At 70.7% G+C, this 14,062-nt stretch carries 11 protein-coding genes; 5 read left to right on the top strand and 6 right to left on the bottom strand.

Annotated features, from left to right (window positions below; genetic code table 11):
• Window positions 1–33: 33 nt before the first annotated feature.
• On the bottom strand, window positions 34–1,479 hold the full coding sequence (locus tag OKJ99_RS09015; protein WP_326015332.1) for a cytosine permease: 1,446 nt from the start codon (window positions 1,477–1,479) through the stop codon (window positions 34–36).
• A gap of 276 nt (window positions 1,480–1,755) precedes the next feature.
• Here OKJ99_RS09015 and ftsY point away from each other — a divergent pair, with 276 nt between their 5' ends.
• Window positions 1,756–2,982 carry a signal recognition particle-docking protein FtsY gene (gene ftsY / locus OKJ99_RS09010; protein ID WP_326015331.1) on the top strand — a complete coding sequence of 409 codons (1,227 nt, stop codon included), beginning with the start codon at window positions 1,756–1,758 and terminating at the stop codon, window positions 2,980–2,982.
• Between the two features lie 96 nt (window positions 2,983–3,078).
• On the opposite strand, the gene OKJ99_RS09005 is transcribed toward ftsY, so the two are convergent.
• Window positions 3,079–3,744: a bifunctional DNA primase/polymerase gene (locus OKJ99_RS09005; protein ID WP_326015330.1), complete on the bottom strand. Its 666-nt coding sequence runs from the start codon at window positions 3,742–3,744 to the stop codon at window positions 3,079–3,081.
• A gap of 472 nt (window positions 3,745–4,216) precedes the next feature.
• Here OKJ99_RS09005 and nsdA point away from each other — a divergent pair, with 472 nt between their 5' ends.
• From nsdA to OKJ99_RS08985, 4 genes are all read left to right on the top strand, one after another.
• Window positions 4,217–5,695, top strand: coding sequence for a transcriptional repressor NsdA (nsdA, locus tag OKJ99_RS09000; protein WP_326015329.1), 1,479 nt, complete (start codon window positions 4,217–4,219; stop codon window positions 5,693–5,695).
• A 330-nt stretch (window positions 5,696–6,025) separates the two neighbouring features.
• Complete coding sequence (locus OKJ99_RS08995) at window positions 6,026–7,384, top strand: ammonium transporter (RefSeq protein WP_326015328.1); 1,359 nt, start codon at window positions 6,026–6,028, stop codon at window positions 7,382–7,384.
• Window positions 7,381–7,719: a P-II family nitrogen regulator gene (locus OKJ99_RS08990; protein WP_326015327.1), complete on the top strand. Its 339-nt coding sequence runs from the start codon at window positions 7,381–7,383 to the stop codon at window positions 7,717–7,719. The genes OKJ99_RS08995 and OKJ99_RS08990 overlap by 4 nt, the downstream gene beginning before the upstream one ends.
• 33 nt (window positions 7,720–7,752) lie before the next feature.
• Entirely contained in the window at window positions 7,753–10,221 is a 2,469-nt protein-coding gene (locus OKJ99_RS08985) for a [protein-PII] uridylyltransferase (RefSeq protein ID WP_326015326.1), read from the top strand.
• Between the two features lie 18 nt (window positions 10,222–10,239).
• On the opposite strand, the gene OKJ99_RS08980 is transcribed toward OKJ99_RS08985, so the two are convergent.
• From OKJ99_RS08980 to OKJ99_RS08965, 4 genes are read right to left on the bottom strand one after another with little or no spacing between them, the layout of a single operon-like run.
• Window positions 10,240–11,286 (bottom strand): glycine betaine ABC transporter substrate-binding protein, encoded by a 1,047-nt coding sequence (locus OKJ99_RS08980; protein WP_326015325.1) that lies wholly within the window; start codon window positions 11,284–11,286, stop codon window positions 10,240–10,242.
• 19 nt (window positions 11,287–11,305) lie between these two features.
• A complete protein-coding gene (locus OKJ99_RS08975; RefSeq protein WP_326015324.1) occupies window positions 11,306–12,106 on the bottom strand; it encodes an ABC transporter permease in 801 nt (266 codons plus the stop codon).
• Window positions 12,103–13,212 (bottom strand): ABC transporter ATP-binding protein, encoded by a 1,110-nt coding sequence (locus tag OKJ99_RS08970; protein ID WP_326015323.1) that lies wholly within the window; start codon window positions 13,210–13,212, stop codon window positions 12,103–12,105. The genes OKJ99_RS08975 and OKJ99_RS08970 overlap by 4 nt, the downstream gene beginning before the upstream one ends.
• Window positions 13,209–13,856, bottom strand: a complete 648-nt coding sequence (locus tag OKJ99_RS08965; protein ID WP_326015322.1) for an ABC transporter permease — start codon at window positions 13,854–13,856, stop codon at window positions 13,209–13,211. The genes OKJ99_RS08970 and OKJ99_RS08965 overlap by 4 nt, the downstream gene beginning before the upstream one ends.
• Between the last annotated feature and the right edge of the window lie 206 nt (window positions 13,857–14,062).

Below are 14,062 nucleotides of genomic sequence, written 5' to 3'. Positions count from 1 at the left end.
GATGCGTGGAGGGGGACGTTAGCTGACGGAGCGTCAGGAGGCCATGGCCTCGGCGGCCTCGGACTCGTCCGGGGCCGTGGTGGTGTCGGCCGGCTTGGGCAGCGCCAGGTACAGCAGGCCGGAGACGACGATCGTGACGACCCAGCCGAGGCCGTACTCACCGAGGAAGTTGTTCGCGGCGAGCGGTCCCGAGAACCAGGTCGACGACGTGAACAGCAGGCCGACGACCAGGCCGACCGCCCACGCGACACACGCGGCGGGGGAGAAGCCGCCCTTGTACCAGTAGGCGCTGGCGCGGGTGGTGTCGATCAGGGCCGCGGCGTCGTAGTGCTTGCGCTTGAACATGTCCGCGCCGAAGACGCCGACCCAGGCGGAGAAGGCCACGGCGAGCAGCGAGAGGAAGGAGATGAACGAGCTCATGAAGCTCGTCGCCACCAGCATCAGGATGGCGCCGAAGATCAGCGAGATCACCGCGTTGATGGAGACGGCCCAGTGGCGCGGCACCTTGAAGCCGAGGGTCTGCGCGGTGAAGCCGGCCGAGTACATCGACATGGCGTTGATCAGCAGCATGCCGACCAGCGCGATCAGCAGGTACGGCACCGCGATCCACATCGGCAGGATCTCGCCGAGGAAGGAGACCGGGTCCTGGGCGGAGGCCAGGTCCGGGGTGGAGACCGCCATCACGGAGCCCATCAGGACCATCGGCAGCACGACGATGCCGGCGCCGCCGATCGAGTTCCCGATGATGCCCTTGGTGGAGGCGGTGCGCGGCAGGTAGCGGGTGAAGTCGGGGGAGGACGGGATCCAGCTGACGCCACCAGCGGCGATCATGCCGATGCCCGCGACCATCAGCGACGTCTTCCCGGCGGGCTGCCCGAAGACCTCGGACCAGTCGGTGTTGATGATCAGGTAGACGAGCACCAGGACCGAGAAGATGCCGAACAGGTACGTCGCGTACTTGTTGCACATCTGCACGACGTTGATGCCGAGGCCCGAGATCGCGAACGTGACGCACACGAACAGCAGCAGGGTGAGGATCACCAGGAAGTTGTTCTGCTTGATGCCGAACAGGATGTCCAGGACGGTGAGCACGGCGTACGCACCGGTCACCGCGTTGATCGTCTCCCAGCCCCAGCGTGCGACCCAGATCAGCGAGCCGGGCAGCAGATTGCCGCGCTGACCGAACACCGCGCGCGACAGCGCCATGCCGGGCGCGCCGCCGCGCTTGCCGGCGATGCCGATCAGGCCCACGAGGCCGTACGACACGATGGGCGCCGCGATGGCGACGACGATGGCCTGCCAGAAGTTCAGCTTGTACGTCACGACGAGGCTCGCGCCCATCGTGAGCAGCAGCACGCTGATGTTGGCGGCGACCCAGGTCGGGAAGAGCTCGCGGGTCTTGGCGGTGCGCTCGGCGTCGGGGACGGGCTCGATGCCGCGTGTCTCCAGCGCGCCTTCGGCTTCGGCGGTCTTGCTCATGCGGTGGGGTTCCGTGCCTCTCGCTCGGCTCGGCCGCGGGGGACGGAGAGAGCCGGTGGGGGGTGACGGGCCCGCAGGGCCCTTGTGACGAGTTGTCGCGATGGTCGAGGTGTCGTGATCCGGACGTGGCGTCCTGATCGCGTTGGACTCTACGCGCGTTGATGCGACGACTGCCATCGTACTTTAGTCCGAGTCGAACCCGTCAGAGGCCTTTGTCCTTTGGAGGAAGGCACGAACACGGCTTGGGCGGGGCCCATGACTGATACTGGACGGGTTATGGAAACCGTCATCCTTGCTGTAGTCATCGCCGTGGTCGTGATCGGCGCGCTCGGCGGGCTCGTGATCGGCAGCCGCAAGAAGAAGCAGCTGCCCCCGTCCCCGCCCTCGGCGCCCGACATCACCACCGCCCCGCCCACAGAGCCGCACGTCGGCGACGAGGCCGAGACGCCGCGCGACGAAGCGCGGCGCACGATCGAAGAGGTCGACCTCCCCGCCACCGAACCGGCCGTAGAGGAGGAACCCGAGGCCCCGGCCGCCGAGGCGCCCGCCGCTCCCGAGGTCGAGGTACCGGAGCCCACCGAGGGCCGCCTCGTGCGGCTGCGCGCCCGCCTTTCCCGGTCGCAGAACGCGCTCGGCAAGGGCCTGCTCACCCTCCTGTCCCGCGAGCACCTCGACGAGGACACGTGGGAGGAGATCGAGGACACGCTGCTCACCGCCGACGTCGGCGTGCAGCCCACCCAGGAACTCGTCGACAACCTCCGCGAGCGCGTCAAGGTGCTCGGCACCCGCACGCCGGACGAGCTGCGCGCGCTGCTGCGCGAGGAGCTCCTCAAGCTGCTCGTCCCCGAGTTCGACCGCACCGTGAAGACGGAGGGTCTCACCACCGAGGGGACGACGCCCGGCATCGTGATGGTCGTCGGCGTCAACGGCACCGGTAAGACCACCACCACCGGAAAGCTCGCGCGCGTGCTCGTCGCCGACGGCAAGAGCGTGCTGCTCGGCGCCGCGGACACCTTCCGTGCGGCCGCCGCCGACCAGTTGCAGACGTGGGGCGAGCGCGTCGGTGCGCGCACCGTGCGCGGCCCCGAGGGCGGCGACCCGGCCTCCATCGCCTTCGACTCCGTCAAGGAGGGCATCGAGGAGGGCGCCGACGTCGTCCTGATCGACACCGCCGGCCGGCTGCACACCAAGACCGGGCTGATGGACGAGCTCGGCAAGGTCAAGCGGGTCGTGGAGAAGCACGCTCCGCTCGACGAGGTGCTGCTCGTCCTCGACGCGACGACCGGGCAGAACGGCCTGGTGCAGGCCCGCGTGTTCGCCGAGGTCGTCGACATCACGGGCATCGTGCTGACCAAGCTGGACGGTACGGCCAAGGGCGGCATCGTCATCGCCGTGCAGCGGGAGCTGGGCGTGCCGGTCAAGCTCGTCGGTCTCGGCGAGGGTCCGGACGACCTGGCGCCGTTCGAGCCGGAGGCGTTCGTGGATGCGCTTATCGGCGAGTAGACGCTCCGCTTCGGTGCGGGAGGCCGCGGTCGTGACTGCTCATTTGTGAGCGGGCGCGGCCGCGGCTTTTCTGCGTCCGGAGTCTGAAGACAGCCCCTAGCGGGGCGCTCGGTGTGCCACGTAGGCCAAGGTTCCCAACAGCAGCCTTGCCTGCGGCGGCTGGCTTGCGGTGTCCAGGGACGGCGGGCGCAGCCAGGTCGTCGGGCCGAGGCCGCCGCGGTCCGAGGGCGGGGCCGTGACGTACGAACCGGCGCCCAGCGCGTGCAGGTCGAGGGCGGCGTCGTCCCAGCCCATCCGGTAGAGCAGCGTGGGGAGTTCGGCCGCGGCGCCCGGTGCCACGAAGAAGTGGGCGCGGCCCTGCGGGGTGGCGATGACCGGTCCGAGGGGGAGGCCCATGCGCTCCAGGCGGATCAGGGCGCGGCGCCCCGCGGCCTCCGGTACGTCGATCACGTCGAAGGCCCGGCCGACCGGCAGCAGCACCGCCGCGCCGGGGAACCGGCCCCAGGCCTCGGCCACTTCGTCGAGCGTGGCCCCCGCCGGGACCACCGCGGCCGGGTCGAGGGGATGGGCTCCGGGGGCCGGGCAACCGGCCTTTCCGCAGGAGCACTCGGAGCCGGCGGCGCGGGCGCCGGGCGCCACGTCCCAGCCCCAGAGGCCGGTGAACTCCGCCACCGTGGTGCAGTCCGAAGCGCGGCCGGACGTGCGGCCGCGGCGACGCGTGCCGGTGCGCATCTCGCGCATGCCGCCGATCGTGAAGCCCATGCCCCCTCCAACACATCCTGTGCGCCGGTGGTTACGTGGCGGAATCGGATCGTTACCCGATGCGCACGCCGCTCCGGTCGGACCGGAGCTGATTCGCATTCGGGGTGGTGCGCCCGGTGTTGCGCGCCCCCGCTCACCCTGGTCCGCCTACTTCCGGCTGTCCTATGTCAAGTGAATCGTGTGGGGCCGCTGCTGGGTTCATTCGAAGGGGTGGCGAATGGTGGCGTTTCCGTGTTCGCCCTCGCCGGAGGGGTGATCGTAGGATTACTTTCAGTGCACGGGCCCTGAGGGTACGTGTACTCGTGGGTATGCCGCAGGCAAGTCGGTTTCCTGTTCGAGGAGTGACAACTGCCGGACGGGGAGCCTGGTTTGACGGCATCCTGGTAGGGCTTGCGGGCAAGAGTGCGGAGAACGGCGGTCGACGGGACTTCGCACACAGCGTCATAGGTGACTCAGGGATGGGGGCGTTCCAGTGGGCGGCAGCGGCGGTGGCGTCACGAACGCCGAGAAGCGCCCGAACGAGCTGCTTGGGTCGTGGTTCGTGCGCAGTGGCTGGTCCAAGGGCGAGCTGGCGCGCCAAGTGAACCGACGTGCCCGGCAGTTGGGTGCGAACCACATCTCCACGGACACCTCGCGCGTGCGCCGATGGCTCGACGGGGAGAACCCGCGCGAGCCGATCCCGAGGATCCTCAGCGAGCTGTTCTCCGAGCGCTTCGGCTGCGTCGTCGCCGTCGAGGACCTCGGACTGCGCGCCGCGCACCAGGCGCCCTCGGTGTCCGGCGTCGACCTGCCCTGGACCGGTCCTCAGACCGTGGCGCTCATCGGCGAGTTCTCGCGCAGCGACCTGATGCTCGCGCGCCGCGGCTTCCTCGGCAGCTCGCTCGCGCTCGCCGCGGGCCCCTCGCTGATCGAGCCGATGCAGCGCTGGCTGGTGCCGACTCCCGGCGCCTCGGCCAGGCCGGAGCCGGAGCCGGTCTCGCAGCGCCGGGGGAACCGGCTCTCGAAGCCGGAGTTGGACCTCCTGGAGTCGACCACGGTGATGTTCCGCCAGTGGGACGCCCAGTGCGGCGGCGGCCTGCGCCGCAAGGCCGTCGTCGGCCAGCTCCACGAGGTGACCGACCTGTTGCAGGAGCCCCAGCCGGAGGAGACGACGCGGCGCCTGTTCAAGGTCGCCGCCGAGCTCGCCGAGCTGGCCGGCTGGATGAGCTACGACGTGGGCCTGCAACCCACCGCCCAGAAGTACTTCGTGCTCGCCCTGCACGCCTCCAAGGAAGCGGGCGACAAGCCGCTGGGCTCGTACGTGCTCAGCAGCATGAGCCGGCAGATGATCCACCTCGGCCGTCCCGATGACGCCCTGGAACTCATCCACCTCGCCCAGTACGGCAGTCGCGACTGCGCCAGCCCTCGCACCCAGTCCATGCTGTATGCGATGGAGGCCCGCGCGTACGCGAGCATGGGGCAGCCCGGCAAGTGCAAGCGCGCCGTGCGGATGGCCGAGGACACCTTCACGGACGCCGACGACTGGGACGACCCGGATCCCGACTGGATCCGCTTCTTCTCGGAGGCCGAACTGAACGGCGAGAACAGCCACTCGTACCGGGATCTCGCCTACGTGGCGGGTCGCAGCCCCACGTACGCGTCGATGGCCGAGCCCGTCATGAAGCGCGCCGTCGAGCTGTTCGGGAAGGACGCCGAGCACCAGCGTTCGTACGCGTTGAACCTGATCGGGATGGCGACGGTGCACCTCCTGCAGAAGGAGCCCGAGCAGTCCACGGTGCTCGCGGGGCAGGCCCTGGAGATCGCCAGGAAGGTGCGCTCGGAGCGGGTCAACACGCGGATCCGCAAGACCGTCGACAACGCGACGCGGGACTTCGGTGATGTCGCCGAGGTCGTCGATCTCACCGAACTGCTCGCGCTCCACCTGCCGGAGACCGCCGAAGCGGCGGTCTGACACGGCGGGGGAGCACCCCCCCAAGACGCCGGCCACGGCCACCGTCCCGAAACAGCCCGACTCGGCTCCCCTACGCCAGGTCATCGCGGACGGAGGTCGTGGCCGGTCCCTTTTTCCGGTCCGGTCGCGTCACCGTAACGAGCGCCCCGGACGCAATCCGGCATTTCATCCACCCGTAACACCCGCGACCTCTTCGTCACTGCGGCGAAACACCGAGGGGCCCGAACGGAAACGGCGCTGCGCCAATGTCATGGCGCATAACCGGCCCACCCCTCATGACCGCTCAAGGCTTCGCCCGCACGGGGCCGTACCAACGACGAGGAGACGCCGATGGCTCCAGCCATCACGCTGGCGGCAGACGCACCCACACTGTCGCCCGCCAACACAGGCTTCATGCTGATCTGTTCCGCCCTGGTGATGCTGATGACCCCGGGCCTGGCCTTCTTCTACGGAGGCATGGTCCGCGTCAAGAGCACTCTGAACATGCTGATGATGAGCTTCATCAGCCTCGGGATCGTGACGATCCTGTGGGTTCTGTACGGCTTCTCCGTAGCGTTCGGCACCGACAAGGGCTCGCTCATCGGCTGGGACGGCGACTTCGTCGGGCTCAGCGGGATCGGCCTCACCCAGCTCTGGGACGGCTACACGATCCCGGTCTACGTGTTCGCGGTCTTCCAGCTGATGTTCGCGGTGCTCACCCCCGCGCTGATCAGCGGCGCGCTCGCGGACCGCGTGAAGTTCAGCGCCTGGGCGCTGTTCATCGCGCTGTGGGCCACGATCGTGTACTTCCCGGTCGCGCACTGGGTGTGGGGGACCGGCGGCTGGGCCTTCGAGCTCGGCGTGATCGACTTCGCCGGTGGTACGGCCGTGCACATCAACGCGGGCGCCGCCGCGCTCGGCGTGATCCTCGTCATCGGCAAGCGCGTCGGCTTCAAGAAGGACCCGATGCGGCCGCACTCGCTGCCGTGGACGATGCTCGGCGCCGGCCTGCTGTGGTTCGGCTGGTTCGGCTTCAACGCCGGCTCGTGGCTCGGCAACGACGACGGCGTCGGCGCGCTGATGTTCATCAACACACAGGTCGCGACCGCTGCCGCCATGCTCGCCTGGCTGGCCTACGAGAAGATCCGGCACGGCGCGTTCACCTCGCTCGGCGCCGCGTCGGGTGCCGTCGCCGGTCTTGTCGCGATCACTCCTTCCGGTGGTTCCTGCTCGCCGCTCGGCGCGATCGCCATCGGCGCCGTCGCCGGAGTGCTGTGCGCGATGGCCGTGGGCCTCAAGTACAAGTTCGGCTACGACGACTCGCTCGACGTCGTCGGCGTCCACCTCGTCGGCGGCGTCGTCGGCTCCCTGCTCGTCGGCTTCTTCGCCACGGGCGGCGGCCAGTCCGACGTCGCGGGCCTGTTCTACGGTGGTGGCCTCGACCAGTTCTGGAAGCAGTGCGCCGGCGTCGGCAGCGTCCTCGCCTACTCGCTGATCGTCTCCGCGGTCCTCGCCTTCGCCCTCGACAAGACCATCGGCATGCGGGTCGACGAGGACGACGAGGTCTCCGGCATCGACCAGGCCGAGCACGCCGAGACCGCGTACGACTACAGCGGCGCGGGCGGTGGCACCGCGGCCCGCCAGGCGGTTCCCGCCCCGGCCGCAGCCACCCCGAAGGACCCGCAGAACACGAAGAAGGTCGACGCATGAAGCTGATCACCGCGGTCGTCAAGCCGCACCGGCTCGACGAGATCAAGGAAGCCCTCCAGGCCTTCGGAGTCCAGGGCCTGACCGTGACAGAGGCCAGCGGATACGGCCGTCAGCGCGGGCACACCGAGGTCTACCGTGGCGCCGAGTACACCGTCGACCTGGTACCCAAGATCCGGATAGAGGTCCTGGTCGAGGACGACGACGCCGAGGAACTGCTCGATGTCGTGGTGAAGGCCGCGCGGACCGGCAAGATCGGTGACGGCAAGGTCTGGGCGGTCCCCGTCGAGACGGCCGTGCGGGTGCGCACCGGCGAACGTGGCCCGGACGCGCTGTAACGGATCTTTCATGGACGGAACGGGAGTCGCCGGGTGACGAGCGTGAACGACGTACGTGCTGAATCAGAGGATTCCGGACCCGGCGGCTATGCGGCGGCCCGGCTGCGCCTTCTCCAGGGGGAGGCGCGGTCCGGGCCGCCGCGCCGTGCCGCGCTCGCGGGGCTGACCGACGACTGGCTCGCCGGGCTCTTCGGCGCCGGGGCGCCGGGCGTCTCGCTCGTCGCGGTCGGCGGGTACGGGCGCGGCGAGCTCTCCCCGCGCAGCGACCTCGACCTGCTCCTGCTGCACGACGGCTCGGCGGACCTGGGGGAGGTCGCCGCGCTCGCCGACCGCATCTGGTACCCGGTGTGGGACCTGGGCCTCGCCCTCGACCACTCCGTCCGTACTCCGGCGGAGGCGCGCAAGACCGCGGGTGACGACCTCAAGGTGCAGCTCGGCCTGCTCGACGCCCGGCATCTCGCCGGTGACCTCGGGCTTACGGCGGGCCTGCGCACCGCGGTGCTCGCGGACTGGCGCAACCAGGCGCTCAAGCGGCTGCCCGAACTGCGCGAGCTGTGCGAGGAACGGGCCGAGCGCCAGGGCGAGTTGCAGTTCCTGCTCGAACCCGACCTGAAGGAGGCGCGGGGCGGACTGCGGGACGCCACCGCGCTGCGTGCCGTCGCCGCCTCGTGGCTCGCGGACGCGCCCCGCGAGGGTCTCTCCGACGCGCGGCGCCGGCTCCTCGACGTACGGGACGCCCTGCATCTGGCCACCGGGCGCGCCACCGACCGGCTCGCGCTCCAGGAGCAGGACCAGGTCGCCGCGGAACTCGGCCTGTTGGACGCCGATACGTTGCTGCGGCAGGTGTACGAGGCCGCGCGCACGGTGTCGTACGCCAGTGACGTCACCTGGCGGGAGGTGGGCCGGGTGCTCAAGTCCCGCTCCGCCAAGCCCCGTCTGCGGTCCCTGCTCGGTGGCGGGAAGGCCGCGCCGGTCGAGCGGTCGCCGCTCGCCGAGGGCGTCGTCGAGATGGAGGGGGAGGTGGTGCTCGCCCGTGCCGCCAAGCCCGAGCGCGACCCGGTCCTGCCGCTGCGCGCCGCTGCCGCCGCGGCCCAGGCGGGCCTTCCGCTGTCCCTGCACGCGGTGCGCCGGCTGGCCGCGGCCGCCCGCCCGCTGCCCGCGCCCTGGCCCGCCGAGGCCCGCGAGCAGTTGGTCACGCTACTCGGCGCGGGCCGCCCGACCGTCGAGGTGTGGGAGGCCCTTGAGGCCGAGGGGCTGATCACCCGGCTGATCCCCGACTGGGAGCGGGTGCGGTGTCGGCCGCAGCGCAATGCCGTGCACACGTGGACGGTCGACCGGCATCTCGTCGAGACGGCGGTGCGGGCCTCCGAGCTGACGCGCCGCGTGCACCGGCCCGACCTGCTGCTCGTCGCGGCGCTGCTGCACGACATCGGCAAGGGCTGGCCGGGGGACCACTCGGTCGCGGGCGAGATCATCGCGCGGGACGTCGCCGCACGGATCGGCTTCGACCGGACCGATGTCGCCGTGCTCGCCTCCCTCGTACGGCACCACCTGCTGCTCATCGAGACCGCTACCCGGCGCGACCTGGAGGACCCGGCGACCGTACGGTCCGTCGCGGACGCGGTCGGCTCGGCAGGCACGCTCGAACTGCTGCACGCGCTGACCGAGGCGGACGCGCTGGCGACCGGGCCCGCCGCCTGGTCGTCCTGGCGCGGCTCCCTCGTCACCGATCTGGTCAAGCGGGTCTCCGCGGTGCTCGCGGGGGACGATCCGGGCGCCGAAGGAGCCGCTGCCGCCGCCGAGCCGACGGCCGAGCAGGAGCGGCTCGCGGTGGAGGCGCTGCGCACCGGCGGGCCCGTGCTCGCGCTGCGGGCGCAGACGGATGCGGTGCCGACCGAGAGCGACGGGGCCGAGGAACCGGAGCCGCTCGGCGTCGAGTTGGTGATCGCGGTGCCGGAGCAGGACGGGGTGCTTCCGGCCGTCGCCGGGGTGCTCGCGATGCACCGGCTGACCGTGCGGACGGCGGAGCTGCGGGCGCTGACACCGCCGGAGGGCGTGGAGGGCAGTGCGCTGCTGCTGGACTGGCGGGTCGCCGCCGAGTACGGCTCGCTGCCGCAGGCCGCGCGGCTGCGCGCCGATCTCGTACGGGCGCTCGACGGCTCGCTCGACATCGCGGCGCGGCTAGCCGAGCGGGATGCCGCGTATCCGCGCAGGCGTGGCGTGGTGGCGCCGCCGGCCCGGGTGACGGTGGCCTCCGCGGGCTCGCGGCGGGCGACGGTGATCGAGGTGCGGGCGCACGACGCGCCGGGTCTGCTGCACCGCATCGGGCGGGCCCTTGAGGTGGCCGGGGTGCGGGTGCGCTCGGCGCACGTGTCGACGCTGGGCTCCAACGCGGTCGACGCGTTCTACGTGGCCGGGGCGGACGGGGGGCCGCTGGCTTCGCAGGAGGCGGTGTCCGTGGCGCGGGGCGTGGAGGAGGCGCTGCGGGGGCGGGGCGTGTGAACCCTGGCCCCCGCCGCGTCACTTGCCGATGAAGCCGTTCGTACGCAGGAAGTACAGCGCGGCCTGATCCGCGCTCTTGCCTTCCAGGTCGACCAGGCCGTTGAGCTTGATGATGGTCTTCTCGGTGAGCGCGTCACCGAGCTTCTTCGCGAGCTTCGCGAGCTGCGGATGCTGCTTCGCGGTCTCGTCGCGCACGGTCAGCGCGGCCAGCTCCGTCGTGAAGTGCCCCTTGTCGTCGTCCAGGACCCTCAGGTCCAGGGACTTCAGGCGGGCGTCCGTGGTGAACACCTCGGCGAACTTGCAGGGGCTGCCCTTCGCCACGTTCACGAAGTTCAGCGCGAACGCGTTCTGGTAGACCTGCGGCGCGCCGAACTTGAGCTTGTACGGGCTCTGCTCCAGCGCCCCCAGCTCACGGTCCAGGAACTCCGAGGCGCCGCACAGCGTGGCGTCCTCCGGGTGGTCCTTCGCCAGTTTCGCCAGGTCGCTGATCGAGTCGACCTTCCCGGCGCGGCCCTTCGCGTCGGAGGCGCGGGCCATCGTGTACTGGTTGCCGAACTTCGCCGGGCCCAGCCACTTGATCCTGTGCTTCTTCAGGTCCTCGCTCGATGTGGCCCTGAACTGCGCGGCGCTGCCCTGCACGGGCTTGTCGTGCTGCAGGAACTGGGTCCAGCCGGTGCCGGAGTAGTCCCAGTACATGTCGATGTCGCCGCCTTGCAGGGCGCTGCGCGCGATCGATGTGCCCTGCAGGCCCGTCTGGTCCGTCGTCCGCGCCCCGGCGGCCTCCAGCGCGTACTTCGTGATCTTGCCGAGGATCTGCTGCTCGGTGAACTCCTTGGACCCGACCGTGAAGTGCGTGCCCTTCAGGTCCACGTCCTTGGCGATCGAACCGCTGTCGAGCTGCTTCTTGCCCGCCGTCCGCGGCAGGTTGTCGGACCCGCCCGATCCGCCGGATCCAGCGGTGTCCGTGCAGCCGGTCAGCGCGGCGCCGCCGAGCAGGGCCGCGCACAGTGCGACCGAGACCTTGGCGCGCGCCGTGGCCCGTCGGCTTCGTATGGGTGTCTTCACTTCTCTCACAGGCCCCTTCTCACAGACCGCGCGGGCGCAGCAGGTTCTCGACGATCCCGGCGACCCAGTCCACGAGCAGCGCGAGGACGGCCACGAGCACACTTCCGGTGACCAGGACCAGGTTCCGGCTGGAGTTGATCCCGTTCGAGATCACATCGCCGAGGCCGCCCGCCCCGATGAACGTCGCGAGCGCGACCGTGCCCACGGTGATCACCAGTGCCGTACGGATACCGGCGAGCATCACCGGCACCGCGAGCGGCAGTTCGATCCGGCGCAGCACCTCCCACCGGGTCATGCCCATGCCCTGCGCGGACTCGAGGATCGCGGGATCCACCTGCTGGAGGCCCGCGATGGTGTTGCGCAGCACCGGCAGCACCCCGTACGCGACGAACGCGATCAGCGCGATCTGCGTCACCCCGAGGCTGACGAAGGCCACCGCGAGCAGCACGATCAGGCCGAGCGAGGGGAGCGCCTGCCCGATGCTGGCGACCGCGAGGACGGGACCGGCGAGGGGGCGGGCCCAGCGGCGGGTGAGCAGCACGCCGAGCGGGATGGCGATCACCAGGATGAAGACTGTGGCGACCGCGGTCAGTTCGAGATGCGTGAGGGTGCGGCTGAGCAGGTAGTCCGCGTTCAGGCTGCGCAGCTCGATCTGGTCCTTCTCCTGCGCGGAGACGTACCAGGCGAGCAGTGCGAGGACCACCGCGAGGGCGAGCGGGGTGAGGGCGAGGCGCCACAGCGGCGGCAGTACGCGGGTGCGCTCCGCGGGTTTCGCGTCCCGTGCGGTGGCCGGGAGTCCGTCGACGAGTGCCTGGGTCACGTCCTGGCCCCCTGCAGCAGACCGGAGCCGCCGTTGGTGTGGATCAGCGTCCGCAGGGTGTCCAGGGAGACGACGCCCCGGTAGCGGCCGATGTCGTCCACGACCGTCAGCGCGGACGCGTTCACGGCGAGCATCTCGTCGAGCGCGTCGTACAGGCTCGTGCCCGGGCCGAGCGGGGAGATCAGCGGCAGTCGGGTGCCACCGTCGGAGGGCAGCCAGCCGACCGGGCGGCGGTCCTCGTCGAGTACGACGACGAACTCGCGGTCGCTGTCGGCCGCCGCGTCCTGCTGCTCCTCGGCGCTCGCCGATTCGGGGACGGTGGGCCACAGCGGTACGTCGACGGTCCCGAGCTTGGTCAGCGAGAGACGGCGCACAGCGGCGCCCGCCCCGATGAAGTCCGTGACGAATTCGCTCGCCGGCTCGGCGAGGATCTTCTCCGGGGTGTCGTACTGGACGACGTTGCCGTGCTCGGCGAAGACGGCGATCTTGTCGCCCATCTTCACGGCCTCGTCGATGTCGTGGGTGACGAAGACGATCGTCTTGCGCAGCTTCGACTGGATCTTGAGGAACTCGTTCTGCAGCGCCTCGCGGTTGAGCGGGTCGATCGCGCCGAACGGCTCGTCCATCAGCATCACCTGCGGATCGCCACCGAGCGCGCGGGCGACGCCGACGCGCTGCTGCTGGCCGCCGGAGAGCTGCTTCGGGTAGCGGCCGCGGTACGTGTCCGGGTCCAGGCCCACCATGTCGAGCAGCTCGTCCACGCGCGCGTGGACGCGTTTTTTGTCCCAGCCGAGCAGGCCGGGCACGGTGGCTATGTTCTGGGCGACCGTCTGGTGGGGGAAGAGCCCGGACTGCTGGATCGCGTAGCCGATGCGGCGGCGCAGCTCGTGCACCGGGATCTTCGTGACGTCCTCGTCCGCGAGGTGGATGCGGCCGGACGTCGGCTCGATCAGCCGGTTGATCAGCTTCATCGTCGTCGTCTTGCCACAGCCGGAGGGGCCGACGAAGACCACGATCTTTCCCTCGGGGACCTCCAGCGTGAGGTCGTCCACCGCCGGACGCTCCTGCCCCGCGTAGGACTTGGTCAGCCGGTCGAGCCGGATCATCGGGTGGCCCCCTTCGGAGTGGTCAGGCGGTTGAGCAGGGCGAAGAGCAGATCGAAGAGCAGCGCCAGGACGACGATGGCGAGCGCGCCCTCGAGCGTCAGATAGACGGCGAACGGGGTGCCCGCGCTGGCGAGTCCGTCGAGGATGAGCTTGCCGAGGCCGGGTCCGTTCACGGCGGCGGCGATCGCGGCGATGCCGAGCAGCATCTGCGTCGCGACCCGCAGGCCGGTGAGGACCACGGGCCAGGCCAGCGGGAACTCGATGGTGGCGAGCACCTTCAGCCGGGTCATGCCCATCGCGTTCGCGGACTCCACGACGGCCGGGTCCAACTCGCGCAGGCCGACCACGGTGTTCCGGATGACGGGCAGCAGCGCGTACAGCGTCAGGGCCACCACGGAAGGGCCCGTGCCCAGGCCGAGCGGCGTGATCAGCAGCCCGAACAGCGCGTAGGACGGGATCGTCAGAAGCAGCCCGGCCGCCCCGAGCACGGCGGCGCGCGGCGCCCGTGTCCGGTAGGTCAGGATCGCCACCGGCACGCCGATGAGCACCGCGAGGGCGAGTCCTTCGAGGACCAGCAGGATGTGCGCGAGCGTGGCGTCGAGCACATCGGGCCAGTTGCCCTGGAAGTAGTCGAAGAAGTTCACGCCGGCCTCCCTCGGGGGGCCGGTGGCCTACGTACCGGCCGAGTCGGCCGGTCCATAGAGGGGGCGGGGGAGGTCATCTGTGAGTTCCTGTTCGCGTCGGAGGTGGATACGGCGGTTCGCCGTGCGGCTGGTGGTGGCGGTTTCGGGCGCGACCGGGCACGCCCCGGCCCGGGGCTAAGGAGAGGGGTGGTGTCCAAACCTGCAAG

Source organism: Streptomyces endophyticus, from assembly GCF_035798155.1.
Classification (GTDB): domain Bacteria; phylum Actinomycetota; class Actinomycetes; order Streptomycetales; family Streptomycetaceae; genus Streptomyces; species Streptomyces endophyticus.
Note: the sequence above shows the minus strand (reverse complement) of the source record. Positions and strands in the feature narration are given on the sequence as shown.